General features: G+C 58.4%; 19 protein-coding genes and 1 pseudogene. 17 read left to right on the top strand and 3 right to left on the bottom strand.

The window, feature by feature from the left end; all coding sequences use genetic code 11:
- Positions 1–2: 2 nt before the first annotated feature.
- The 13 genes and pseudogenes from FHW16_RS01815 (at position 3) to FHW16_RS01755 (ending at position 11,071) form a co-directional block, all read left to right on the top strand.
- Positions 3–374: a DUF6107 family protein gene (locus FHW16_RS01815; RefSeq protein ID WP_182547459.1), complete on the top strand. Its 372-nt coding sequence runs from the start codon at positions 3–5 to the stop codon at positions 372–374.
- Positions 361–900: an HK97 family phage prohead protease gene (locus tag FHW16_RS01810; RefSeq protein ID WP_182547458.1), complete on the top strand. Its 540-nt coding sequence runs from the start codon at positions 361–363 to the stop codon at positions 898–900. Before FHW16_RS01815 ends, FHW16_RS01810 begins: the two co-directional genes overlap by 14 nt.
- A 35-nt stretch (positions 901–935) precedes the next feature.
- Positions 936–2,051, top strand: a pseudogene (locus FHW16_RS01805) (phage major capsid protein); the annotation flags it as partial.
- A gap of 13 nt (positions 2,052–2,064) precedes the next feature.
- Positions 2,065–3,567 (top strand): phage tail protein, encoded by a 1,503-nt coding sequence (locus FHW16_RS01800; protein WP_182547456.1) that lies wholly within the window; start codon positions 2,065–2,067, stop codon positions 3,565–3,567.
- A gap of 46 nt (positions 3,568–3,613) precedes the next feature.
- The gene (locus FHW16_RS01795; protein WP_182547455.1) at positions 3,614–3,832 is read left to right on the top strand and encodes a hypothetical protein; all 219 of its coding nucleotides are present in this window, start codon (positions 3,614–3,616) and stop codon (positions 3,830–3,832) included.
- A 101-nt stretch (positions 3,833–3,933) separates the two neighbouring features.
- Positions 3,934–4,230, top strand: a complete 297-nt coding sequence (locus FHW16_RS01790) for a hypothetical protein (protein WP_432652003.1) — start codon at positions 3,934–3,936, stop codon at positions 4,228–4,230.
- Positions 4,231–4,282: 52 nt separating this feature from the next.
- Positions 4,283–4,954: a response regulator transcription factor gene (locus tag FHW16_RS01785; protein ID WP_182547453.1), complete on the top strand. Its 672-nt coding sequence runs from the start codon at positions 4,283–4,285 to the stop codon at positions 4,952–4,954.
- A gap of 82 nt (positions 4,955–5,036) precedes the next feature.
- Positions 5,037–6,377 (top strand): ATP-binding protein, encoded by a 1,341-nt coding sequence (locus FHW16_RS01780; RefSeq protein ID WP_210278050.1) that lies wholly within the window; start codon positions 5,037–5,039, stop codon positions 6,375–6,377.
- A gap of 88 nt (positions 6,378–6,465) precedes the next feature.
- A complete protein-coding gene (locus FHW16_RS01775; protein ID WP_182548871.1) occupies positions 6,466–6,897 on the top strand; it encodes an RT0821/Lpp0805 family surface protein in 432 nt (143 codons plus the stop codon).
- A gap of 82 nt (positions 6,898–6,979) precedes the next feature.
- Entirely contained in the window at positions 6,980–8,158 is a 1,179-nt protein-coding gene (ccmI, locus tag FHW16_RS01770) for a c-type cytochrome biogenesis protein CcmI (RefSeq protein ID WP_182547452.1), read from the top strand.
- Positions 8,158–8,604, top strand: coding sequence for a cytochrome c maturation protein CcmE (gene ccmE / locus FHW16_RS01765; RefSeq protein ID WP_182547451.1), 447 nt, complete (start codon positions 8,158–8,160; stop codon positions 8,602–8,604). Before ccmI ends, ccmE begins: the two co-directional genes overlap by 1 nt.
- Positions 8,601–10,595, top strand: coding sequence for a heme lyase CcmF/NrfE family subunit (locus FHW16_RS01760; protein ID WP_182547450.1), 1,995 nt, complete (start codon positions 8,601–8,603; stop codon positions 10,593–10,595). The genes ccmE and FHW16_RS01760 overlap by 4 nt, the downstream gene beginning before the upstream one ends.
- Positions 10,592–11,071: a cytochrome c-type biogenesis protein gene (locus FHW16_RS01755; protein ID WP_182547449.1), complete on the top strand. Its 480-nt coding sequence runs from the start codon at positions 10,592–10,594 to the stop codon at positions 11,069–11,071. Before FHW16_RS01760 ends, FHW16_RS01755 begins: the two co-directional genes overlap by 4 nt.
- A gap of 10 nt (positions 11,072–11,081) precedes the next feature.
- Here the strand turns inward: FHW16_RS01755 and FHW16_RS01750 are convergent, their stop codons facing one another.
- Positions 11,082–11,978, bottom strand: a complete 897-nt coding sequence (locus FHW16_RS01750) for an MBL fold metallo-hydrolase (protein ID WP_182547448.1) — start codon at positions 11,976–11,978, stop codon at positions 11,082–11,084.
- A gap of 155 nt (positions 11,979–12,133) precedes the next feature.
- Here FHW16_RS01750 and FHW16_RS01745 point away from each other — a divergent pair, with 155 nt between their 5' ends.
- From FHW16_RS01745 to FHW16_RS01730, 4 genes are all read left to right on the top strand, one after another.
- Positions 12,134–13,672 carry a Do family serine endopeptidase gene (locus FHW16_RS01745; RefSeq protein ID WP_182547447.1) on the top strand — a complete coding sequence of 513 codons (1,539 nt, stop codon included), beginning with the start codon at positions 12,134–12,136 and terminating at the stop codon, positions 13,670–13,672.
- 158 nt (positions 13,673–13,830) lie between these two features.
- Entirely contained in the window at positions 13,831–14,517 is a 687-nt protein-coding gene (locus tag FHW16_RS01740) for a response regulator transcription factor (RefSeq protein WP_182547446.1), read from the top strand.
- Positions 14,514–15,914, top strand: coding sequence for a sensor histidine kinase (locus FHW16_RS01735; RefSeq protein ID WP_182547445.1), 1,401 nt, complete (start codon positions 14,514–14,516; stop codon positions 15,912–15,914). Before FHW16_RS01740 ends, FHW16_RS01735 begins: the two co-directional genes overlap by 4 nt.
- Entirely contained in the window at positions 15,911–18,895 is a 2,985-nt protein-coding gene (locus FHW16_RS01730; protein ID WP_182547444.1) for a bifunctional [glutamine synthetase] adenylyltransferase/[glutamine synthetase]-adenylyl-L-tyrosine phosphorylase, read from the top strand. Before FHW16_RS01735 ends, FHW16_RS01730 begins: the two co-directional genes overlap by 4 nt.
- 6 nt (positions 18,896–18,901) lie before the next feature.
- Here FHW16_RS01730 and FHW16_RS01725 read toward each other — a convergent pair whose 3' ends face one another.
- Positions 18,902–21,247: a PAS domain-containing sensor histidine kinase gene (locus tag FHW16_RS01725; protein ID WP_182547443.1), complete on the bottom strand. Its 2,346-nt coding sequence runs from the start codon at positions 21,245–21,247 to the stop codon at positions 18,902–18,904.
- 303 nt (positions 21,248–21,550) lie between these two features.
- The gene (gene pepN, locus FHW16_RS01720; RefSeq protein ID WP_182547442.1) at positions 21,551–24,196 is read right to left on the bottom strand and encodes an aminopeptidase N; all 2,646 of its coding nucleotides are present in this window, start codon (positions 24,194–24,196) and stop codon (positions 21,551–21,553) included.
- Positions 24,197–24,337 lie beyond the last annotated feature (141 nt).

The raw sequence follows: 24,337 nt of genomic DNA, 5'->3' as shown, positions 1-24,337 counted from the left end.
TCATGACAAACTGGTCCGATGCCGCCTGGATTCTGGCGGCAAAGGCGGTAGGTGCTGTTGCAGGTTCCGCCGTCTCACTGGCCTACATGCTGCCGAGGGACAAGAGCGAAGCAGCCATCCGCTTCATTGTCGGCATTGTCTGCGGCCTGGCCTTCGGCGGGTTGGCGGGCGTGAAGATCGCATCGGAACTCGACATTCGTGGCCAGCTTGGTGACGGCGAGTTGATGCTCATGGGTGCAGCCGCCGCCAGTCTTGCCGCATGGACGGCGCTCGGCATCTTCACGCGCATATCAGCGCGTATGGGTGAATCAAAATCTCCACAAGAGGAGCCAAGTTCCTCTGACAAAAGGGATATCGCCAATGCGGGTAAATGATGAAATCGAGAAAAAGTTTGCCGGATTGGCCATCGAACGGGTCGAGCTTGACGGCAGCTTTTCCGGATATGCCAGCCTGTTTGGCGAAGTCGATCTTGGCAAGGACGTGATTGCGCCCGGTGCCTTTGCCGGGTCTGTTCGCAAGCGCGGCGTCTCGGGTATCCGCATGCTTTGGCAGCACGATCCCAATGAGCCTATTGGTGTATGGACCCGGATTGCTGAAGACAAGCGCGGACTCCATGTCGAGGGGCGCCTCACCACCGGCGTCACCCGTGGCCGCGAGGTGCTGGAATTGATGCGCGCAGGGGCCATCGACGGACTGTCCATCGGCTTTCGCACCGTCAAGGCCAGGGCGGACGGTGCTGGTATCAGGCGCATCCTGGAAGCTGATCTTTGGGAAATATCCGTGGTGACATTTCCGATGTTGCCCTCGGCGCGCGTGGCGCAGGTCAAGGCGCAAAGCGCCGACGTTCATGCAGCACTGGCCGCAACCCTGCGTGCAGCCGCCCGGCGGCTCCGCACATGAATCATTCTCTTCACTTCACACACAAAGGATTTGAAATGACCGAACAATTTCCCACACCGGCACCTGAGATCAAGAGTACAGGCACACAGAATGTTGCCGAAGCCTTCGATGAATTCATGCATGCCTTTGAAGAATTCCGGCAGAGCAATGATGAGCGGATAAAGCAAATCGAAAAGAGTGCCAGCGCCGATGTGCTGACGCATGAAAAGGTCGAGCGCATCAACCATTCGCTTGATGAACAGAAGCGCATGATCGATCACATGATTCTGAAGAAGGCGCGTCCTGCTTTGGAAACGGGGATGAGCCCGTTGCTATCGCTGGAACACAAGAATGCCTTCGACAATTACATTAGACGCGGTGACGAGCACGGCGTGCGCGCCATTGAGGCCAAGGCCCTGTCCATCGGTTCGGCACCGGACGGCGGCTATCTCGTTCCACCTGAGCTGGAGCGTGATATCGGCACACGCCTGGCGGTGCTTTCGCCCATTCGCGCCTTGGCCACGGTTCGGCAGGTGACGGGCTCCGTGCTAAAAAAACCCTTCTCTGTAAAGGGGCCTGCTGTGGGCTGGGTAGGGGAAACCGATGCGCGACCGCAAACGGAAGCCTCGAAGCTGGCGGAACTGCAGTTTCCCACCATGGAGCTCTACGCCATGCCGGCTGCCTCTTCGTCGCTATTGGATGACGCCGCCGTCGATGTTGAACAATGGATTTCCGCGGAAGTCGAGACTGCCTTTGCCGAGCAGGAAGGGCAGGCATTTATCAATGGCAACGGCACCACGCAGCCCAAGGGGTTCCTGACCTATGACAGCATTGCTGACGCGAGCTGGACATGGGGCAGGCTGGGCAGTCTATCGACTGGCATTGCCGGTGGTTTTGCCGTGTCAGGTGCATCGGACGTCCTGCTAGACACGGTCTACACGTTGAAAGCCGGCTATCGCCAGAATGCCAGCTGGGTGATGAATCGCAAGACACAGGCGGCTGTTCGCAAACTCAAGGACAATGACGGCAATTATCTCTGGACACCGCCTTCCGCGCCGGGACAACAGGCCGCGCTCCTCGGCTTCCGCCTGAGCGAAGCGGAAGCAATGCCGCTGATGACCAGCGGTGGTGCTGCCATTGCCTTCGGTGATTTTGCACGGGGCTATCTGGTGGAATGCGCGCTCCGTGGTTGAACCTCTTCTGGAGGCTTTTGGCGTCAACGCCTTCGAAGCAGATGCGACGCTGATTTTCCTCAGCGCTGGCAGGTTGCAGGCACAAATGCCCTTGATAGAGGAATATGTCGAACCCGGTCAAGGTTGTGCGATCAGCCGGAAAATGCATGAAATAATGGAGCAGCCGACGCGGATTGAAATCAGTTACCGCGATCCAATGCTCGATTATCAGGTGGCCATGGCCTCAGCCGAGCGGCTGGACGGCAAAGGAACTGAAAATCTGGCCCTTCCCGCTATGCTCGATGCGGGGCAGGCGCAGTCACTGGCAGAAGACTGGATGCAGGCCCGCCGTGCAGGACGACACACGGTGAATTTCGAACTGCCATGGAAATATGCGGCGCTCAGGGCGGGTGATCGTATAAGGCTGGATGCCACGTCACCGGTCAGGGATTACATCATCACCTCTGTCGAAGACGGGGCAACACGGCGCATTGAGGCGAGAGGCATGTCGCGGCATGTCAGGTATCCGCATAAAGCCGAGCTGCCGCCTCCGACTGAAGCCGGACCATCGGTAGTGTTCGGCCGCCCGCGTTTCCATTTGTGCGATCTGCCGCTTTGGCCTGGCGCTGAAAAGCCCGTTGATCAGTTCCGGATTGCGGCCTTTGCCCGGCCATGGGCGGGTGCAAGTGCCTATGCTTCTCCTGAAGACAGTGGTTTCGAACCGCGATCTGTTGTGACTGATCGTGCTGTGACGGGCAGGTTGACAGCGACGCTGCCCGGCGGCGTGAGCGGCCGTTTGCTGAACAATGCCAGTCTTGAGGTCGATCTTCACTTTGGCGCGTTGCGAACCACCACGTTGCCGCAACTCTTCAACGGGGCAAATTCAGCACTGCTGGCGGCTCCCGATGGCCAATGGGAAATCCTGCAATTCCTCAACGCGGAAGAAGTACAGCCTGATCGGTGGCGATTGACCGGGATTTTGCGTGGCCAGTGCGGGACCGAGCTGGAGGCTCTGCAGTTACGGGAAGTGGGCACGCCCTTCATCGTTCTGGACAGTGCAGTGATACCGGCGGGTTTGAAAGCGCGCGAAACCGGATTGGCGCTGTACTGGCGTGTCGGCGCATCCGGTCAGGATTTCTCAGACCGGTATTTCAGCACCCTGAAGATAACCGGTGGTCTTAGGGCGCTTGAACCGCTGGAACCCGTCCATCTGCGCAGCAGGATGGATGACCGCGGCGACCTGCATATTTCGTGGATTCGGCGCGGTCGCATCGATGCAGATAGCTGGCTGGCTACGGATGTTCCCCTGGGCGAAGATCGCGAAGCCTATCGCATAGAGATATGCAGCAGCGGCAAATTGATCCGGTCTGTTGAGGTTGCGCAACCGCGATGGACCTATCCTGCTGCCGAGCGCCTGTCAGATTTCGGCAGCCTCGCGACCCCGGTCGACTTCCAGGTGGCGATGATTTCGAACGCTGTCGGGACAGGCAGATTCGCCCGCGCAATTTTCAATTAGTAGATAAAACCCTTTAGAATCAAACTGTTTCAGAAAGGAATTGAGGATGACCAATGAGAAGCAATGGTATCTGTCGAAGACTGTATGGGCATCTGTTGCGACGGTGGTTCTGTCGTGCTCCAGCTTCTTCGACGTATCACTTGACCGTGATATTCAGGCCCATCTTGCCGATACGATCATGCAATTTCTGACCGCGCTCAGCGGCATCATTGCTTTTTTTGGCCGATTGAGTGCGACGACACTCATTTCACGTAAAGAAATATGATGTTAAAAGACGTGACCTGTGGCAAATCTGTTCTTACGGCTCGCGCCACGTCCAACTGTTCATGCATCGTTCAGACAGCAATTGATAATAATGACGCCATGATGAAAAACACACTTTTCTCTTTGCCCCTTGCGGCCCTGATTTCAGCATCCGGCGTGTTTCACGCCGGGGCGGTTCCGATTGCGCCTGACGCGTCGCAGAACAGTGCGTTGCTTCAGCTGGCTGCGGCTGACTGTTCGCAGGTCGGCCAGCAGGTGGCTGAGTCGCAAGGTGGAACCCTTGCCCGCGCCACGTCCCAGACGCAGAATGGTCGCGAGGTTTGCGTGATCGTGGTCCTCATCCCCGGCAAGGACGGTGAACGTCCGCGCCGTGTCGAGGTTGCGGTTCCAGCAAACTGAACCGAATATTGTCTGAACCGTTTTTCAGCTCGTCCGGCAGGGGAAGTTGCGCATGAGAATACTCATCGTTGAAGATGATCGTGATCTGAATCGTCAGCTGGTCGAAGCGACGACCGAGGCCGGCTACGTAGTGGATCACGCCTTTGATGGCGAAGAGGGGCATTTTCTCGGCGACACGGAACCCTATGACGCGGTGATTCTCGATATTGGCTTGCCGCAGATGGACGGACTGACAGTACTTGAAAAGTGGCGCCGTGACGGCCGTATCATGCCCGTGCTTTTGCTGACGGCCCGTGACCGCTGGAGCGACAAGGTTGCTGGTATCGATGCCGGCGCCGATGACTATGTCGCCAAACCCTTCCATATCGAGGAAGTGCTTGCGCGCCTGCGCGCTCTGATTCGCCGTGCTGCCGGGCATGCGTCGTCAGAACTCACCTGCGGGCCTTTACGGCTCGATACCAAGACATCGAAAGCAGCAGTCAACGGCACAACGCTGAAACTGACATCGCATGAATTTCGCCTGCTGTCCTATCTGATGCATCACATGGACGAGGTTGTTTCCCGCACCGAGCTGGTGGAGCATCTCTACGATCAGGATTTCGATCGCGATTCAAACACGATTGAAGTTTTCGTCGGACGTCTGCGCAAGAAAATGGGCATTGATCTGATCGAAACGATCCGCGGTATGGGTTACCGTATCAAGTCGCAGGACGGCAAAGCCTGATCGGCGGGAGCGGGGCAAACGCGTGACAATACGGCTGACCCGCTATCTCCCCAATTTCCGTTCGCTTTCCCTGCGCGTTATCCTGTTCTCGACGCTCTGGACCATTGTCTCCTTCGTTGCTATCGCCACGATCATCTCCACGCTCTATGGCGAAGCACGCCAGCACAGCTTTCAACAGCTGCTGTCCGCACATCTCTTCAGCGTCATCGCCTCGGTCAGTGTGAATGACGGAACTTTGGTCGGGCGGCCGGATCCGGGCGAGGTGCGCTATTCAAGCCCGTTTTCCGGCTGGTACTGGTCCGTGGACCCTGTAGCAGACAATCTCAAGGGATCTTTACGATCAATTTCTCTTGGCGGGAAAACCGTGGATTCCCCGTCGACCCTGATGGTTCCCTTCGATACATCGTTTCAACGTTCCTATACGGAGCCGGGTTTGAAGGGCGAAGAACTCTCCATCGTCGAGACTGAAGTGGTGCTGGATGCCGAAAATCGTGTCGCGCGGTTTCGCGTCATGGGCAATCTCAGCGAACTGGAAGGCGAGATCGCCGACTTCCGCAACACGCTGTATTTTTATCTTGGCTTTTTCGGTGTGGGCGGAACGCTCATCAATGCGGCCGTGATCCTGTTCGGCCTCCGGCCACTGGATCGCGTGCGCCGTTCGCTCACCGATATCCGCGAAGGCAAGGTGTCCCGTCTTGACGAGAATCTGCCTATCGAGATCGCCCCGCTGGCACGGGAGATGAATGCTCTGATCGAAAACAATCGTCGCATCATGGACCGCTCGCGCACCCAGGTTGGGAATCTCGCCCATTCCCTGAAGACGCCTTTGTCAGTTCTTGCCAATGAAAGCCGGACGATCGGTGGCGCCAAGGGCAAAATCATTGCCGAGCAAAGTGCGGCCATGCAGGTGCAGATTCAGCATTATCTGCAGCGGGCACGCGTGGCGGCACAGCGGGACAGTGTGGTCTTCCGCGCGCCCGTGACGCCTATCCTGGCGCGGCTCGTGCGGGTAACCGCAAAGCTCAATCCGGGCATGGATATTCGCTTTGACAACGAGATGCCTCATGCTGTTTTTGCCGGTGAACAGGAGGATCTCGAAGAAATCGTCGGCAATCTGATGGAAAACGCCGGTAAATGGGGCCGCAGCGCGATCCGTCTCACATTGTCGGCGGCCAATCCGGAGACAATGGAAAATGCTTTCGATATTAGCGTCGAGGATGATGGTCCCGGCCTTGCGCCAGGACAGATCAAGGATGCATTGACACGTGGCAAGCGCCTGGACGAGAGCAAGCCGGGAAGCGGCCTCGGTCTTTCCATCGTTCACGATACCGTGCGCGAATATGGCGGCACCCTGCGCCTTGAGCGCAGCGAGGCGCTCGGCGGACTTGGCGCCCGCATTACGCTTCCGGTCGCCGGAAACTGAATCGCGCTTGCAACCGGATGGCCAATCAGGTCATAACTAATTGCTAGCTATTGCCTTTATTGCGAGGCCCCGTAAAAACGGACCCATGATGAAATCCCAGATTGCTCTTTCTCTTATTGCAGTTCTCCTTCTTTCCGCCTGTTCGACCACATCGGGTCCCAAGGGCAGTGGAGGCACATTCAGCCGCCTGACCGGTAAATCATCGGAGCCTGCTACATCCGGCGTGCTTGCCGCTCTTGGCAATGGTCTGATCGGCAACGCCTCGCTTGAGCCTGCAGATCGCAAGCGGGCCTTGCAGGCGGAGTATCAGGCACTGGAATATTCTCCGGCGGGCAAGGCGATCGAATGGAAAAACAGCTCGGGAAGCCGCGCAGGCGAAGTGGTTGCGGCACAGCCTTATCAGGTGGGATCGCAGAATTGCCGGCAATACACCCATACGATCCGTGCCGATGGAACGCCGCAGACAGCGCGCGGAACCGCCTGCCGCAATGAAGACGGCAGCTGGACGCCATTGAACTGATCATTTGCCCGCTTTGCGGCGAATTGCCCTATCTGCTAAATCCATTTGGATTTTGCAGCCCGTGGAGACTATGTGTCAGCCCATGGTTTTCTGGATTTCCGCTGCACTATTGACCGTTGGCGCAACGCTCGTCGTGCTTTTACCGCTGACACGACGCGTCAAGACAAGCGTGTCGGATAGTCGCTATGATGTTGAAGTGTACCGCGATCAGTTGCGGGAGCTGGAGGCTGACGAAAAGCGCGGCCTTATCGATGCGGTCAGCAGCGAGCAGGCCCGTGCGGAAATAAGCCGGCGTCTGCTGAAATCCGCCGCTGCGGCGGAAGCCGACAAATCAGTCCATCGTCCGCAAAAGAGCGCGACCCGCGAGTGGCTCACACTCATAACGGTTGTGGCTATTCCGTTGATTTCCTGGAGCATCTACGCCAAGACCGGATCGCCCGATCTGCCCGCACAGCCTCTGGCCGAACGGCTGGCGCGCCCGGCGGATCAGGCGACGCCTGCCGAACTAATTGCCCGCGCTGAGGCGCATCTCACACTTAATCCTGACGATGGTCAGGGTTGGGAAGTTCTGGCCCCGATCTATCTTCGTACCGGCCGCCCGGCCGATGCCGTCACCGCGTATCGCAATGCCATCCGTCTGAACGGTGACACCGGACCTCGTCAAATTGGTCTGGGCGAAGCACTCGCGGCGGTTGCCGGAGGCACGATGACACCGGAGGCAGAAGCCAGTTTCAACCGCGCGCTGACGTTGAACCCCGGTGATATGCGGCCGCAGTTCTTTATTATCAATGGCTGGATGCAGCAGGGCAAACTGGTTGAATCCCGCGATCTGATCCGCAAACTGCTGGCCGATGCTCCGAGTGATGTACCGTGGCGTGATGAGGCACAGGCGGCATTGACGCGGCTCGACAAGGAGATTGCGGGCGATGCGCCGGATGTCAGCGACATTGACAGGGCGACGGGACCTGATGCGTCGCAGGTGGAAGCGGCCGCGTCGATGAACGTGCAGGACCGGGCTGCCATGATCGAAGGCATGGTTTCCAGCCTTGCCGAAAAGCTCAAGCAGTCACCCGATGACGTCGAGGGCTGGGAAAAGCTGGTTCGTTCCTATGTCGTTCTTAATCGGCCCAATGATGCGCTCGAAGCTTTGGCCAGTGCTCGCAAAGTGTTGAGCGGTGACAAGCTTGTGCGTCTTGACGCAGTCGCAGATGATCTCGGTCTGGCAGAGCAACCGGGTGAAGCCGCGCCGGAGAAAAAGTGATGACACGCAAACAGAAACGGCTTTCGGTGATTGGTGGTGCCCTGGTGGTGCTGGCCTGTGCGGCCGGGCTGGTGTTGTTTGCGCTGCAGCAGCGGATTGCTTTTTTCCGTATGCCCTCGGACATTGCCGCAACTGATCTGCAATCGGAATCGCGTTTCCGGCTGGGTGGGCTCGTTGAAAAAGGCAGTGTGGTCCGTGGTGAGGGTACAAGGATCAGTTTTGCGGTGACGGACCATATCAAAAGTGTCCCTGTGACCTATGATGGAATTCTGCCGGATCTCTTCCGCGAGGATCAGGGTGTAGTGATCGAAGGCAAGTTCGAGCCGGGCGGCAGCTTCCAGGCAGACAGCGTGCTTGCCAAGCATGACGAGAATTATATGCCAAAGGAAGTTGCCGATAGCCTGAAAGCCAAGGGTGTGTGGCAAGGGGAGAACAAGCAGCCATGACAGTGGAACTTGGACATTTCGCACTGGTTCTCGCGCTTGCCCTGTCCATCGTGCAGGCCGTGGTGCCGGTATGGGGGGCGAGGCGCAATGATGATCGCATGATGGCTGTTGCTGTTCCCGCTGCTTTCACTGTGTTTGCGCTGATCGCATTGGCCTTTGTGGCGTTGACATCAGCCTACGTCGCATCCGATTTTTCCCTGCAGAATGTCTGGGAAAACTCCCACTCGCAAAAGCCGCTTCTCTACAAAATCACCGGTGTCTGGGGCAATCATGAAGGCTCCATGCTGCTTTGGGTGCTCATACTCGCATTCTTCAGCGCGTTGGTTGCGTTCTTCGGCAACAATCTGCCACCGTCCCTGAAAGCCAACGTACTGGGCGTGCAAGCCTGGATCGGTTCGGCGTTCCTGCTGTTCATTGTCGCCACATCCAATCCGTTCACACGCATCACGCCGGCTCCGGTCGAGGGGCAGGATCTGAATCCGATCCTGCAGGATATCGGTCTCGCGATCCACCCGCCGCTGCTTTATCTTGGCTATGTCGGTTTTTCCGTCTGTTTTTCTTTTGCCGTTGCGGCGCTCATTGACGGGCGCATTGATGCGGCGTGGGCACGCTGGGTGCGTCCATGGACGTTGACCGCGTGGATGTTCCTGACTGGCGGTATCGCGATGGGTTCCTACTGGGCCTATTATGAACTCGGCTGGGGCGGCTGGTGGTTCTGGGATCCGGTTGAAAACGCTTCCTTCATGCCCTGGCTTGCCGGAACGGCGTTGCTGCACTCCGCATTGGTCATGGAAAAGCGTTCGGCGCTGAAAATCTGGACGGTGCTGCTTGCCATTCTGACCTTTTCCCTGTCATTGCTCGGCACATTCCTTGTGCGGTCAGGCGTGCTGACCTCGGTCCATACCTTTGCGACCGATCCGGGACGCGGTCTTTTCATCCTCGCCATTCTCGTGTTTTTCATCGGTGGATCGCTGGCTCTATTTGCGCGCCGGGCACAGACGCTTGCACCGGGCGGCCTGTTCCAGCCGATCTCGCGGGAAGGAGCGCTGGTCTTCAATAACCTCTTCCTCACAACGGCTACCGCAACCGTATTGATCGGCACGCTCTATCCGCTATTGCTGGAAACACTGACCGGCGAAAAGATTTCCGTTGGCGCGCCGTTCTTCAATCTGACATTCGGGCCACTGATGATCCCGTTGCTCGCCGCCGTACCGTTCGGCCCGCTGCTGGCATGGAAGCGCGGCGATATTCTCGGCGTGGCCCAGCGTCTCATGATGGCTTTTTTCATTTCATTGCTTGTGGTGGCAATGGTTCTCTACAAGACATCCGGCACAGCCGTCTTTTCCGCGTTCGGCATCGGGCTTGCCTTCTGGCTGATGCTCGGTGCGCTGACTGACCTGTCGCTGAAAGCAGGTATCGGCAAGGCACCGTTCGGTGTCATGTTGCGGCGTCTGACAGGGTTGCCGAAATCCGTCTTCGGCACGGCCTTTGCGCATTTCGGTCTGGGGGTAACGCTGCTCGGTATCGTATCGGTTTCGACATTTGCCACCGAAGACGTAACCGTCATGAAGCCCGGAGCAACACTGGGTGTGGCGGGTTATACTTTGCGTTTTGATCGCATTGATCCGGTGAAGGATACGAATTTCACTGAGGATCAGGGCAAGTTCACCATTCTGGACAGCGCGGCCCGTGAAGTTGACACACTGATGTCGTCCAAGCGCTTCTATCCTGTTCGCAAGATGCAGACGACGGAAGCGGGCATCAAGACGTTCCTGTTCAGCCAGCTCTATGTCTCGCTTGGTGATGCCACCAAAGACGGTGGTATTGTCGTGCGTGTCTGGTGGAAGCCCTACGTCACGCTGATCTGGCTCGGCGCACTTGTTATGATGGCAGGCGGGGCCATGTCGCTGGCTGACAGGCGGCTGCGGGTTGGCGCACCAAGCAAGGCGAAAGCATCCAAGCCGCAACGCCCCAAGGGTGCAATGGCATGACGCGCGCGATTGCGGCCCTGTTGTTGCTGGTAACCGCCGTTTGCCTGGGCGCGCCGGGCGCACACGCCGTGTCGCCCGATGAAGTGCTAAGCAACCCGGTACTGGAAACGCGTGCGCGTACCATTTCGACAGAACTGCGCTGCATGGTGTGCCAGAACCAGTCGATTGATGATTCCAATGCTGATCTTGCCAAGGATCTGCGGGTGCTCGTCCGCGAGCGGCTGACGGCGGGTGACACGGACGAGCAGGTGCTCGACTTCATCGTTGCCCGTTATGGCGAATTCGTTCTTTTGAAGCCCCGGCTGATGCTGAGCACGATCCTGCTCTGGGGGTTTCCTGTTGCCGCGCTGGTTGCAGGCGCCCTGGCGATTGGCATTTCCATTCTCCGCCGTCGCCGCACGCCGCCTGAAACCACACCGCTTTCCGACAGCGAAAAGAAGCAGCTCAAAAAACTTATGGCTGCCTCCAACGACTGATCTGCAACCGCTATTTGCGATGTGCCGCCAGCACCGATTCCACATTCTGCCGGTGGACAGGTTCGTAGGGTGCGTAATAGGTCAGCACGCCGGAGCGGAAATCTTCCACGGTAAAAGTCTGCAGATCGTCGGCAGCCAGCTCCGGTTCGTTGCGCAGACGCATGAGCTTGCTCACATAGCGTCCGGTGGCGGCAATAAGCTCCGGTCCGTAGCCGCCGGCAACGATCACATTCTCCGCGCCATGATTGGGCAGGATCTTTTCAATATCCCAGGTCGAAATGCGCTCGAGATCAAGCAGATGGTTTTCCAGCCGCTCCGGTTCCGCCACATAGGTAATCGGCTCTTCCAGCGCATCGCCCGCAAAAAGCAGCTTGAGGTGTGGAAGAATCATCACGGTGCCGTCATGACTGTGAATATCCACATGGCGCAACTGCACGTCGATTTCTCCGATTTTCAGATCGCGCTGATCTTTGAAGATGCTGTTGGGCATGACCAGCGGCTTGATCGGCGGTGTATAATTCTCCAGCCGTGCCCGGTTATCGACGAGAGCCTTTGCAGTCAGATCGTTGGCAATGATCTCGCAATCGGCAAAAACCGCGTTGCCCGCCACGTGATCAACGTGCCAGTGGCTGAGTACAACACGGATGTGCCGCACGCCTGCCTGCTCCAGCGTGTCACGGATCAATGCGGCATGCGCGTTGGAAATACTGGTGTCATAAACGAGGGCCTCCTCGCCGGAAACAATGGCGTAGGAGCAGACGCCGAGTGTGTAGGCCCCGTCATCCAGCCAGTTTGGCTCCGCCGAGTAGGCGCGCGCACCATCAATCCTGCCATCGTAGAACGCATAAACCCCTTCATAAGGCCGGTGAATACGCAATGTGGAGCCGAGCGGTGGCATTGACGGCATCTGAACTATCCTCCAGTGGCTGGTGAATCGGTACACCAGAAACTTATCTTACAAATTTGTCATGTTACGGAAATGGCGGCGTAACGTTCTTATCTGTATCACTGTTGGTTATTAAGCGGTCGGATTTCCGATCGGGCGTCCAAGGAGAAAAATCTATGTCTAGTAATCGTACGTCCTCCACTTACCGCAAGGGTATTGCTGCCGCGCTGCTCGCCTCGGCGCTCGCCGGGGGACTGCTGGCGACCGGACCGCTTGCAGCCATTGCACCTGCGCAGGCTGAAGCCGTGCGCGTTGACGGTGCTCAGCAGCCCGGATTCGCTGATGTCGTGGAAAAGGTCAGCCCTGCTGTTGTCAGCGTTCGCGTCAAGAGCTCGGTTCAGCAGACAGCCGATGATGGCTCGGGCATTCCCGGTTTTGACCAGCTACCCGACGATCATCCGCTCAAGCGCTTCTTCTATGAATTCGGTGGCCCGAACGGCCAGCGCGGCATGCAGCCCCGCAAGGGCGGCCCCCGCGATCACCAGAACCGTCCGGACCGCGTGCGTCCGAGCGCACAGGGTTCAGGCTTCTTCATCTCTGAAGACGGTTATCTCGTCACCAATGACCATGTGGTCGAAGATGGCAGCGCCTATACCGTCGTCCTCAATGATGGCACGGAACTTGATGCCAAGCTGATCGGCAAGGACAAGCGTACGGACCTTGCCGTCCTCAAGGTCGATGACAAGCGCAAATTTACCTACGTTTCCTTCGGCGATGACAACAAGATGCGCGTTGGCCAGTGGGTCGTTGCGGTCGGCAATCCGTTCGGTCTCGGCGGTACGGTCACAGCCGGTATCATTTCGGCGCGTGGCCGCGATATTGGCGCGGGTCCCTATGATGACTTCCTGCAGATTGATGCGGCGGTCAACAAGGGCAATTCCGGTGGTCCTGCTTTCAACCTGAACGGTGAAGTTGTTGGTATCAATACTGCCATCTACTCGCCATCGGGCGGCAGCGTCGGTATCGCTTTCGCCATTCCCTCAACGACTGCCAAGCTGGTTGTTGATCAGCTGATCAAGACGGGTACGGTGTCCCGCGGCTGGATCGGCGTGCAGATACAGCCCGTTAGCAAGGAAATCGCTGAATCGCTTGGCCTTGCCGAAGAAAAAGGTGCACTGGTTGCCGAACCACAGTCCGATGGACCAGCCGCCAAGGCGGGTGTCGTGGCCGGTGATGTAATCACCGCCGTGAACGGCGAAACGGTTTCCGATCCGCGTGATCTGGCCAAGAAGATCGCTGCGATCAACCCGGGCAAGGATGCCGAGCTGACCGTCTGGCGCAAGGGCGAGGCCAAGTCCGTCAAGGTGTCGATCAACTCCATGCCGGGCGATGAAAAGCAGGCCTCCAAGAATGACGACTCGAACAAGTCGCAGGATCCGGCTTCGGTGCTCGATGATTACGGCCTGACGGTTGTACCGTCCGATGACGGCAAGGGTGTCGTGGTCACCGACGTTGATCGTTCCGGCGATGCTGCTGACAAGGGTATCACAACCGGTGACATCATCGTCTCGGTCAACAACAAGCCGGTCAAGAGCGGCTCTGACATCGATGCGGCCATTTCCGAAGCGACAAAGAGCGGACGCAAGGCAGTCCTGTTGCAGGTACAGACCAATGACCAGTCGCGGTTCGTGGCGCTGCCCATCAACCAGGGTTAACCGGTCAGGATAGGATTGCAGCGGCGCTGCGCCTGTCCCCCGTTTGCGCCAAAGCAAAATGGGCAGCAGATTGTCGACAGATCTGCTGCCCGCCTCCCATTCGAAGCACCATGATATGATGCTTACCTCTGTCTCAAAACCGGCTTAAGATGAACGCCATGAAGATTCTCGTTATTGAAGATGACCGTGAAGCGGCCCGTTATCTGGAGAAGGCTTTCACCGAGGCTGGCCATTCGGCTGATGTCGCGGGTGATGGCGAAACCGGTTATACGTTGGCGGAGCAGGGCAACTATGATGCCTTGATCGTTGATCGCATGCTGCCGCGTCGCGACGGCCTTTCCGTCGTCGCCGCCTTGCGTGCGCAGGGCATCGATACGCCCGCCCTTATTCTGTCTGCTCTGGGACAGGTCGATGACCGGGTGACCGGCCTGCGCGCTGGTGGCGATGACTATCTCACCAAGCCTTACGCCTTTTCCGAATTACTGGCACGCATTGAAGTCCTGCAGCGCCGTTCCAGTCCGAAAGAGGCGGAAACGGTCTACCGGGTCGGCGATCTGGAACTTGATCGTCTGTCCCACACCGCCAGGCGGGCAGGGCAGGGTATCGTTCTGCAGCCGCGCGAGTTCCGCCTGCTCGAATATCTGATGCGGCACTCGGGGCAGGTCGTTACCCGCACCATGTTGCTCGAACATGTCTGGGACTATCACTTTGATCCACAGACGAATGTCATAGACGTGCATGTTTCGCGCCTGCGCGGGAAGATCGAGAAGGGCTTTGAAACGCCTTTGCTGCATACGGTGCGCGGTGCCGGCTACATGCTCAAGGCTGGCGGAATCGATGCATGAGCCGCTTTGCTGCCATGATGAAAATGACGGCCGTCCGGCTGTCAGCGCTTTACCTCTTGCTTTTTACCGTCTGTGCCATTGTGCTGGTCGTTTACATGACCAGCCTTTCCGTCAATCTTCTCACGGCGCAAACGGAAGCGGCCGTTAACGAGGAAGTCGAGAGCGTCGGACAATCCTATCAGCGTGCCGGTATTGCCGGTCTCGTCCGCTCCATTGACCGGCGCAGCCGCCAGCCCGGTGCCTATCTCTATCTCGTCACCGATCCCGCCGGGCGTATTGTTGCCGGTAACGTGCAGAGTATTGAACCCGGCGTGTTGCAGACGGATGGTTGGATAAAGCGCCCCATCGCCTATGAACGCTACGGCGAAAACAATGATCCGCAGGTCCATACGGCTATTGCACGGGTCATCGTCATGCCCAACGGTATCCGCGTCATGGTTGGCCGCGATCTGGGCGAACCGGAAAAGATCCGGCTCGTGGTCCGGCGCGCGTTGGGTGCGGCCCTCGGCATTATGGGTATCGGCGCATTTCTGATCTGGTTCTTTGTCGGGCGGCGTGCCCTCCACCGCATCGACGAGGTTTCCGTGGCGTCGCAGCGCATCATGGGCGGTGATCTTGCCGGGCGCTTGCCCGTCAGCGGGTCAGGCGATGAATTTGATCGTCTTGCCGCCAACCTGAACGGCATGCTGGCGCGCATTCAGGAACTGAACGAGGGCGTGCGCCACGTCTCGGACAATATTGCCCACGATCTCAAGACGCCGTTGACCCGCATGCACAACCGCGCGGAGTCGGCCCTTGCCAATGCCAAGACCACAAAGGCCTATCGGGCGGCGCTCGATGGCATGATTGCGGATTCCGATCAGCTGATCCGCACCTTCAATGCCATTCTCATGATCTCCCGGCTGGAATCGGGCTATTCCTCCGAAACCATGGAGCTTCTGCCGCTGTCGACGGTGGTACAGGATGTCTACGAGCTCTATGAGCCCACTGCGGAAGACGCAGGCATTGCCTTCACACTCGGCGCTGTTGATGCGACGCCAGTGCGCATCAATCGCGAGCTGGTGGGCCAGACGATTTCCAATCTTGTCGACAATGCCATCAAATACGCCGGCGATGACGAAAAGCCGGTGGAAATTTCCCTCGCTGTGGAAAAGCAGGATCACACGGTCCGCGTCATTGTCACGGACAATGGCCCGGGCATCCCGCCCGATCAGGTGGATCGGGCCACGGAGCGTTTTGTGCGCCTGGAGGAAAGCCGTTCGCAACCGGGGTCAGGACTGGGTCTCAGTCTTGCCAAGGCGGTGATGAAATTGCACGGTGGCACTCTGGAATTGCAGGACAATGCTCCGGGGTTGCGCGCTGTGCTCGCTTTCCCGGTGGGGGAGGAGACCAAATGAATGGCAGGACCCGGGCATCCGGCTCTGATGATGTAGCGTTTTTCGCCTGCGATCTGCGCCCGCTGACGCCGCTGGACAAAAAAATGGCGACCGCCTTTCTGGGCGAACTCATAGAGAGTGCCGCCGAGAAAGAATGTCCTGCCACCGCAGCGCTGAAGGAGCATGCCGGGGTCGCGGGTTTTCTGTCTGCGGTGCTCGATCTTTCGCCCTATCTGCGCAATGTCCTTATTCGCCGCCCGTCCATTCTGGAACCCCTGTTCGCGTTATCACTGGCAAAGCGCCTCGAAGCGCTCATGCTGACTGTCGCAGAAAGCTCGGAAGCGGAGAATGTCACCGAAACCGGCATCATGGCGGTCTTGCGCCAGCTGAAGCTGGAAGGGCATGTTCTGATTGCCTTGGGCGATCTTTCGGGTGTGTTCGATACATCAGAGACGACCCGGTGGCTGTCGCAGCTGGCAGAGGAAAGTGTGCGCGCTGCCGTACGGTTTCTGCTGCGCGATGCGCATGAATCCGGCAAGCTGAAACTCCCCGATCCCCGGCATCCGGAAAAACAGTCCGGCTGGATCATCCTTGCCATGGGCAAGTTCGGTGCGTTCGAGCTGAACTATTCCTCGGATATCGACCTGATCGTTTTCATCGACGAGCACAGCCCGGCCATTCCCGACCCGTACGAGTGTGTCGAGACCTTCTCGCGGCTGACGCGGCGTCTGGTGCGCATTTTGCAGGATCGCACGGCAGACGGTTATGTGTTCCGCACCGATTTACGCCTGCGGCCGGACCCTGGATCAACACCTCTGGCGATTCCCGTCGGAGCCGCGCTCAATTATTACGAGGGGCGCGGGCAGAACTGGGAGCGCGCCGCGATGATCAAGGCGCGGCCCGTTGCCGGTGATATCGCCGCCGGAAAACAGGTGCTGGCCGAACTGGCGCCCTATGTCTGGCGCAAATATCTCGATTATGCGGCCATTGCCGACGTGCACTCGATCAAGCGGCAAATCCACGCCCATAAAGGTCATGGCGAAATCGCCGTGCGTGGACACAACGTCAAGCTGGGCCGGGGCGGCATTCGCGAAATCGAGTTCTTCGTCCAGACCCAGCAACTGATTGCCGGTGGCCGCTTTCCGCAACTGCGCGGTTCGCGCACGGTGGACATGCTGGCGGCGCTCAACGGCCTTGGCTGGATCAGCGAAGAAGCACGCGACACACTGGTGGAAAAATATGGCTTTCTGCGCGATGTGGAACACCGCATCCAGATGATTGCTGACGAGCAGACCCATATGCTGCCGGAAGACGACGAGAATTTCCTGCGCGTCGCCCACATGATGGGCTATCGCGACGGCGACACTTTTGCCAAGGATTTCCGCCAGTCGCTGAAAACCGTCGAAACCCACTATGCGGCGCTGTTCGAACAGGCGCAGGAACTGGCGGGCGAGGCGGGCAATCTGGTGTTCACCGGCGACGTGGACGATCCCGATACGCTGGAAACCCTCGCGAAATTCGGCTTTGAGCGACCGAGCGACATCTGCCGTGTGATCCGTACCTGGCATTTCGGCCGCTATCGGGCCACCCAATCGGCGGAATCCCGGGAACGCCTGACTGAACTCACGCCCGTGCTGCTCAAGGCCTTTGGCGCAACGAGCCGGGCTGACGAAGCGCTGATGCGCTTCGACGAAATGATCAAGGGCCTGCCCGCAGGTATCCAGCTCTTCAGCCTGTTGCAGTCGAATCCGCGACTGCTTGACCTGCTAGTCCTGATCATGGGCGCCGCGCCTCGCCTCGCCGATATCATCACACGCAAGCCGCATGTGTTCGATGGCATGCTCGACCCGGCGATCTTTGCCGATATACCCACCCGCGCCTATCTGGCGGAGCGGCTGGAAAACTTTCTCGGACCAGCCAAAGTCTATGAGGACATCCTTGACCGCCTGCGGATTTTTGCGGCGGAGCACCGCTTCCTCATCGGTATCCGTCTTCTGACCGGCGCCATCGATGGCATCAGGGCAGGCAAGGCCTTTTCCGATCTCGCCGATTTGGTCATCGACCGGGCTCTGCAAGCGGTGATTGACGAATTTGCCAGCAAGCACGGTGTGGTGTCGGGCGGCCGCATCGCCATTCTCGGCATGGGCAAGCTCGGCAGCCGTGAACTGACCGCAGGGTCCGATATCGATCTCATTCTGCTCTATGATCATGACGCGGATGCCGAGGAATCCGATGGAGAAAAGCAACTGGCGCCGTCGCAATATTACATGCGGCTTACCCAACGCCTGATCGCGGCACTCTCCGCACCGACCGCTGAGGGCGTACTTTACGAGGTGGATTTCCGTCTGCGCCCATCGGGCAACAAGGGGCCGGTGGCAACCCATATCGACTCGTTCCGTAAGTATCAGCGCACGGAAGCCTGGACGTGGGAGCACATGGCGTTGACGCGGGCGCGGCCCGTGGCGGGCGACACCGCGCTGTTCGGCGAGATCGAGACTGACATCAGCGAGATTCTCGCGCTGCCGCGTGATCCGGCCAAGATCGCCAAGGATGTAGCCGAAATGCGGACATTGCTGGAAACGGAGAAGCCGCCGCGTGATGCCTGGGATATGAAGCTGGTTCCCGGCGGCATCATCGATCTGGAATTCATCGCCCAGTTCGCGGTTCTGACCGGCAATGTCGAGGGGCCGATCATTGCCCATTCGACAGCCGAAGTGCTGACAAAGCTCAAGGCCGGTTTTGCCGAGCCTGTCGTGACAGATCAGCTCGTGGGCGCGGCCAATCTCTATACGGAGCTCACGCAAATCATCCGGCTTTGCCTCAACAGCGATACCCGGCGCGAGGATTTTCCACCTGGGCTTGGCGATCTCTTGTGCCGTGCCTGTGATCTTCCCGATCTTGGCCGGGTGGAAACCCATCTGGAAGATACGGCGAAAACCGTCCGTAAGACGTTCAATGCGGTGCTGCGTGAAGCGCGTGCGAACAAATCCAACGGAAAGTAGAACGCTCTAAACCCGCCATTCCTCCCGCACCGGACCGATGGTCCGGGTGGGAATACGCACGGAGACGATGGTGCCGACACCTTCGGTGGATCGGATTTTCAGCGCGCCGCCATGCAATTCCGTCAATGAGCGGGAGATGGCGAGGCCAAGGCCCGAACCCGTATGGGTCTTGGTGAACTGGTTTTCCACCTGTTCGAACGGCTGACCGATTTTCTTCAGCGCCGATTTCGGGATGCCGCAACCTGTGTCTTCGATGGTGAATACCAGCGCGCCCGATACCTTGCGTGCGCGCACCGAGATGCGCCCGCCCGTGTCAGTAAACTTTACCGCGTTTGACAGAAGATTGATCAATATCTGCTTGATTGCACGCCGGTCGGCATTGAGCGTGACACTGTCGGCGATCTTCGTCTCGACCTTCACATCCTTGTTCATCGCCTGCAGCGAGACCACGCGCACCGTCTCGTGGATCAGCGGGCAAAGATCGATCTCTTCGCGGTCGAGCGAGAAATGGCCGGCTTCGATTTTCGACATGTCGAGAATGTCATTGATCACGTTCAGCAGATAATTGCCGCTGGTGTGGATGTCCTGCACATATTCCTCGTAACGGTCGGAACCGAGCGGCCCGAATGTGCCGGAATGCATGATTTCCGAGAAACCGATAATGGCATTGAGCGGCGTACGCAACTCGTGCGACATGTTGGCGAGGAACTCGGATTTGGCCCGGTTGGCCGCTTCGGCGCGTTCCTTCTCAACCGCATATTTGCTGTTGAGTTCGGTGAGTTCGAGCGTGCGCTCCACTTCGGATTTGCGCGCAAGGCTGAGGTCGTGAATGGTCGCCATCAGGCGGCGCTCGCTGTCCACAAGCCGTTCTTCATGCACCTTCAGCTGCGTAATGTCCGTACCCACCGACACCAGCCCGCCATCCTGGGTGCGCCGCTCATTGACCTGCAGCCATCGGCCGTCGGCCAACTGCCGTTCAAAGGTCAGGGCACCGGCACGGCCATGTTCATTGGCCATGCGCTTTTCGAACGCGACCGCGCGGATGCGCGGCTCCAGTTCGTCCCTGCCGATGCCGGGAAGCAGGCATTCATTGGCAAGGCCGGAATATTCGTTGAACTTGCTGTTGGACATGACGAGGCGATTGTCCGCATCCCAGAGAACGAAGGTCTCGGAAATGCTTTCAATGGCTTCGCGAATGCGCTGGTCGGCCTGCGCGGTCTGCTGGGCAAAACGGTGCTGTTCGCTGACATCGACCGCGACACCGACGAGATGCGTGTCGCCGACGGTTGCATCGGCAACCTGCGCACGTACCCGCATCCACACCCAGTGGCCCTCGGCGTGGCGCATACGGAACACGCGGTCGATCTGGCTGATCTCGCCCGCCGCCACCTGGGCGGCCAGACCGTAAAGCTTGTCGTCGTCCTCGTGAATGATGGATGAGATATCGCCAAGCGACAGGATCGCGTCATAGGCTTCATAGCCGAGCATTTCATACATGGATCGCGACCAGTAGACCCGGCCGCGCGCCATGTCCCAATCCCACAGGCCGCAGCGTCCGCGGGCCAGCGCCGTGTCCACCCGTGCCTGGGTGTGCTGATAGAGGGCATCCGCATCCTGCGCCCGCGCCGACTGGCTGAAATAAGCGTAGAGGACCACCAGCATGATCGCGGCAGTTCCGGCAAACAGGGTGACATTGACGGATATCATCCGCCGCCATTCGGCAAAGATTGCATCGACCGGATGCATGACAAACACGGAATAGCCGCCGCTGCCGGTCCGGCTGAAAGCGGCAAGGCCGGTCGTGCCGTTCATGCGCACTTCCATCACCCCGGCGCGCTCGCCAAAGAGGAAAAGCGGTTGGCCGTTGGTGACAAAGCTTTCGAGATTCTTGTCGCGCCAGCGATCGCCGCCATCCGATGAGGCGACGATTTTCGATTCGCCCGATGCAATGGCAATCCACATGCCCTGCGGAATGAGGTCGTTGGCGCGCATCTCGGCAATGATGTTCTGCAGCTCGCCGCTGTCGAGTTTCTGACCGGCTTTCATGCGGTTGTCGATGATGCTGGCCATGTGGCTTGCAGCGAGCGACAGGGTGGCGCGGGCCGTCCGTTCCGTGTCGTCACGCCAGGACAGGAGCGACATGGCACGGGCGGTTGCCAGAATGATGAGGAAAATAATGATCAGCGGCGGAATGGCCCGACGCAGATAGGGTTCGGCAGCGAGTAGCTTGCCGTAGGCAGGGTCAGCGAGAAGTTTGATATGACCGGAAAGACGGGTGCTCCCCCGCGCAGTCTCCCGCTTTCCGGCATAAGTCTTCCCTGTCGGCGCGCGATACGCGTCCGCATTTGCCATCGAATGGCCCCCTCAATTGCCTGTATAATCAGTGATTTGCTTCGCCACGCCGCACATCCGAAGCACCTGTAGTGAATCAAAACTGATTCGGTGTGTCCAGTCCTTTTGTTAAATATTTAGTAATCATTGTGGCAGGCATGAATCAGTTCGGGAGGCGATTCGCGTAAGCCTTTGAAAAGACTCCAAGTCTGAAAAAATACTCCGAGGGGTAAAAATATGCCTCGGCCGGTGGATAACCGGTCGAGGCACATCATTATGGAAAACGACGCCGAATCTTCACACCAAAACCGGCGCGAAACAGGTTCAGGCGAGCGTTCTTTCGACGATGTCACGCACGTCTGCGGACAGGTCTTTGACCACCGCGATGGAGGCCAGTGCTTCCCGCGCGTGCTCCCGGCGGACCGCTTCGAACGAACGCCACGAGCGCATGGCGGTCAGAAGCCGCGCTGCAAGCTGCGGATTCTTCTTGTCGATCGTCAGGATGGTTTCAGCGAAAAAGCGGTAACCTGCGCCATCGGCACGGTTGAAGCCCGTCTGGTTGCCGCTGGAGAAAGCACCGATCAGGGCGCGTGTCCGGTTCGGATTGTCGAGCGAGAACAGCGCATGGGTCATCAGGTCACGCACTTTTGCCAAGGCGCCCGCGCCTGGCTGCATGGCCTGCACGATGAACCACTTGTCCATAACAAGCGGGTCAGAACCGAAGTGTTCCTCGAAGGTCTTCAATGCAGCCTTTGTTTCGGCGCTGTCGCCAAAACGCTGGACCAGAACGCCAAGCGCCGCCACGCGGTCCGTCATGTTATCAGCATGTTTGAACTGGGCAGCAGCCCGTTTCGAGTTGCCGTCCGCCACGCTGAGATAGTCAAGCAGCACGTTGCGCAACGCACGCCGCCCGGCACTCGCCGCATCCGGTTTGAACGGACCGCTGTGGTCGAGATCATCATAAAGCTGATCGAATTTGCCGGCATGCGTTTCGGCCACTGCAAGAACGAATGCCTCACGGCTGCCCAGAATGGCGTCGGGGTCGATATTGTTGCCGAGTTCGCGTGCAATGTCGCTTTCTGAAGGCAGGCTCAGGCAGAGAGCCCTGAAAGCCTCGTCCAGACCGCTGTTGAAGGCGATCTCGCCCAGCAGCTTTATGGATGAGCTTTCGATGGTGGCGGGCTTGCCGCCACGCACGCGCTTGGAATTGCTGGTGAGTTTCGCTGTAAGAAGCTGTGTCAGCGCCTGCCAGCGATTCACTGCATCGCCGTCGTGCCGTGCAAGAAAGGTAAGATCAGAACGGGTCAGCTCACTGGTCATGGTAACAGGGGCGGAGAACCCGCGCAGAAGGGAAGGCACCGGCCGTTCGGTGATGCCGGAAAAGCTCAGGCGCTCTTTGCGTTTGAACAGATGGATGACATCACCCTTGACTGTTCCGCCCTTGACCGATTTCGCCTTCAGCTCACGGCCCTTCGCACCCAGCAGGGCAAACTGCACGGGAATGTGCATGGGCTTCTTCGATGATTGTCCGGGCGTCGCCTTCAGCGACTGTTCGATTTCGATTTCGAAGGTCTGCGTGGCCTGATCGTAATCATAGGTAATGGCAAGATTGGGGGTGCCAGCCTGATCATACCAGAGCGCAAACTGGCTCAGATCTTCGCCGGACGCATCCTCGAACACTTTGATGAAGTCTTCGATTGTCGCCGCATCGCCGTCGTGGCGCTCGAAGTAGAGGTCCATGCCCTTGCGGAAGAGTTCGGCACCCAGAATGGTGCGGATCATGCGCACGACTTCCGAGCCCTTTTCATAGACCGTTGCCGTGTAGAAATTGTTGATCTCGCGGAACTGGCGCGGCCGCACGGGATGGGCGAGCGGTCCTGCGTCTTCCGGAAACTGATGTGCCTTGAGACCCTTGACCTCGGCGATACGCTTGACGGCGCGCGAGCGCATGTCGGCGGAAAACTCGTGATCGCGGAAAACCGTCAGGCCTTCCTTCAGGCAGAGCTGGAACCAGTCACGGCATGTGATGCGGTTGCCTGTCCAGTTGTGGAAATATTCGTGGGCGATCACCGCTTCGATGCCGGCATAGTCGATGTCGGTCGCGGTCTCGTGGTCGGCGAGCACATATTTGTCGTTGAAGACGTTAAGTCCCTTGTTCTCCATCGCGCCCATATTGAAATCGGAAACGGCGACGACATTGAACACATCGAGATCATATTCGCGGCCGAAGACATCCTCGTCCCACTTCATCGAACGCTTGAGTGCATCCATGGCATAAAGCGCGCGCGGTTCCTTGCCGTGCTCCACGTAGATGCCGAGGTCGACAGAACGGCCTGAAGCGGTGGTGAAACTGTCAGTGATGACACCGAGATCGCCTGCAACCAGCGCGAACAGATAGGCAGGCTTGGGATGCGGATCATGCCAGACGGCAAAATGCCTGCCATCGGCCAGCTTGCCCTTTTCGCCGGGATTGCCGTTGGCCAGAAGCAGCGGCGCTTCCTTGGCACCGGCTTCGACGCGCACCGTGTAGACCGACAGGAGGTCTGGCCGGTCGTAAAAATAGGTAATGCGGCGGAAACCTTCCGCTTCGCACTGGGTGCAATACACCCCGCTTGAGCGGTAAAGGCCGGTCAACTGGCGATTTGTTGTCGGATTGATTTCCGTGGTGATCTGCAACGTGAACGTGCCGCTCTCGGGGAGGGCGCTGATTTCAAGGCGATCGGGTGTTGCCACATAGGCATTGTCACCCAGTGCAACGCCGTCGATGCTGATATCGACAAGTTTGAGTTCGTCGCCATCAAGGACAAGGGGTGCGCCAGCTGCAACGCCCGGCCGGCGTTCGATGTGCAATGTCGACTTGACGATAGTGCGCTCGGGATCGAGCGAGAATTCGAGATGGGTTTCAGGAATAAGAAAGTCTGTTGGCTTGTAATCTTCAAGATGAAAGATCTGGCCGGTATCGGTACGCATCGGGGAACTGTCCTTTTTGTGGTGCCGGACCGTAACCGTCTTTGCCCCGGCACACAACAAAAGCGGCCGGTTTTTTCCGCGTATGCCGTTGCTTTTGTTCACTTCCGTATGTGCACGAAACATGCAACGTGATTGCCCTGA

Source organism: Phyllobacterium myrsinacearum (genome assembly GCF_014138285.1).
Classification (GTDB): Bacteria; Pseudomonadota; Alphaproteobacteria; order Rhizobiales; family Rhizobiaceae; genus Phyllobacterium; species Phyllobacterium myrsinacearum_A.
Note: the sequence above shows the minus strand (reverse complement) of the source record. Positions and strands in the feature narration are given on the sequence as shown.

What these genes read in the sequence shown, in the direction of transcription:
- FHW16_RS01815 (WP_182547459.1), top strand. Translation starts at nt 3, where the DNA reads ATGACAAACTGGTCCGATGCCGCCTGGATTCTGGCGGCAAAGGCGGTA.
- FHW16_RS01810 (WP_182547458.1), top strand. Translation starts at nt 361, where the DNA reads ATGCGGGTAAATGATGAAATCGAGAAAAAGTTTGCCGGATTGGCCATC.
- FHW16_RS01795 (WP_182547455.1), top strand. Translation starts at nt 3,614, where the DNA reads ATGACCAATGAGAAGCAATGGTATCTGTCGAAGACTGTATGGGCATCT.
- FHW16_RS01790 (WP_432652003.1), top strand. Translation starts at nt 3,934, where the DNA reads ATGAAAAACACACTTTTCTCTTTGCCCCTTGCGGCCCTGATTTCAGCA.
- FHW16_RS01785 (WP_182547453.1), top strand. Translation starts at nt 4,283, where the DNA reads ATGAGAATACTCATCGTTGAAGATGATCGTGATCTGAATCGTCAGCTG.
- FHW16_RS01775 (WP_182548871.1), top strand. Translation starts at nt 6,466, where the DNA reads ATGAAATCCCAGATTGCTCTTTCTCTTATTGCAGTTCTCCTTCTTTCC.
- ccmI (WP_182547452.1), top strand. Translation starts at nt 6,980, where the DNA reads ATGGTTTTCTGGATTTCCGCTGCACTATTGACCGTTGGCGCAACGCTC.
- ccmE (WP_182547451.1), top strand. Translation starts at nt 8,158, where the DNA reads ATGACACGCAAACAGAAACGGCTTTCGGTGATTGGTGGTGCCCTGGTG.
- FHW16_RS01760 (WP_182547450.1), top strand. Translation starts at nt 8,601, where the DNA reads ATGACAGTGGAACTTGGACATTTCGCACTGGTTCTCGCGCTTGCCCTG.
- FHW16_RS01755 (WP_182547449.1), top strand. Translation starts at nt 10,592, where the DNA reads ATGACGCGCGCGATTGCGGCCCTGTTGTTGCTGGTAACCGCCGTTTGC.
- FHW16_RS01750 (WP_182547448.1), bottom strand. Translation starts at nt 11,978, where the DNA reads ATGCCGTCAATGCCACCGCTCGGCTCCACATTGCGTATTCACCGGCCT.
- FHW16_RS01745 (WP_182547447.1), top strand. Translation starts at nt 12,134, where the DNA reads ATGTCTAGTAATCGTACGTCCTCCACTTACCGCAAGGGTATTGCTGCC.
- FHW16_RS01740 (WP_182547446.1), top strand. Translation starts at nt 13,831, where the DNA reads ATGAAGATTCTCGTTATTGAAGATGACCGTGAAGCGGCCCGTTATCTG.
- FHW16_RS01735 (WP_182547445.1), top strand. Translation starts at nt 14,514, where the DNA reads ATGAGCCGCTTTGCTGCCATGATGAAAATGACGGCCGTCCGGCTGTCA.
- FHW16_RS01730 (WP_182547444.1), top strand. Translation starts at nt 15,911, where the DNA reads ATGAATGGCAGGACCCGGGCATCCGGCTCTGATGATGTAGCGTTTTTC.
- FHW16_RS01725 (WP_182547443.1), bottom strand. Translation starts at nt 21,247, where the DNA reads ATGGCAAATGCGGACGCGTATCGCGCGCCGACAGGGAAGACTTATGCC.
- pepN (WP_182547442.1), bottom strand. Translation starts at nt 24,196, where the DNA reads ATGCGTACCGATACCGGCCAGATCTTTCATCTTGAAGATTACAAGCCA.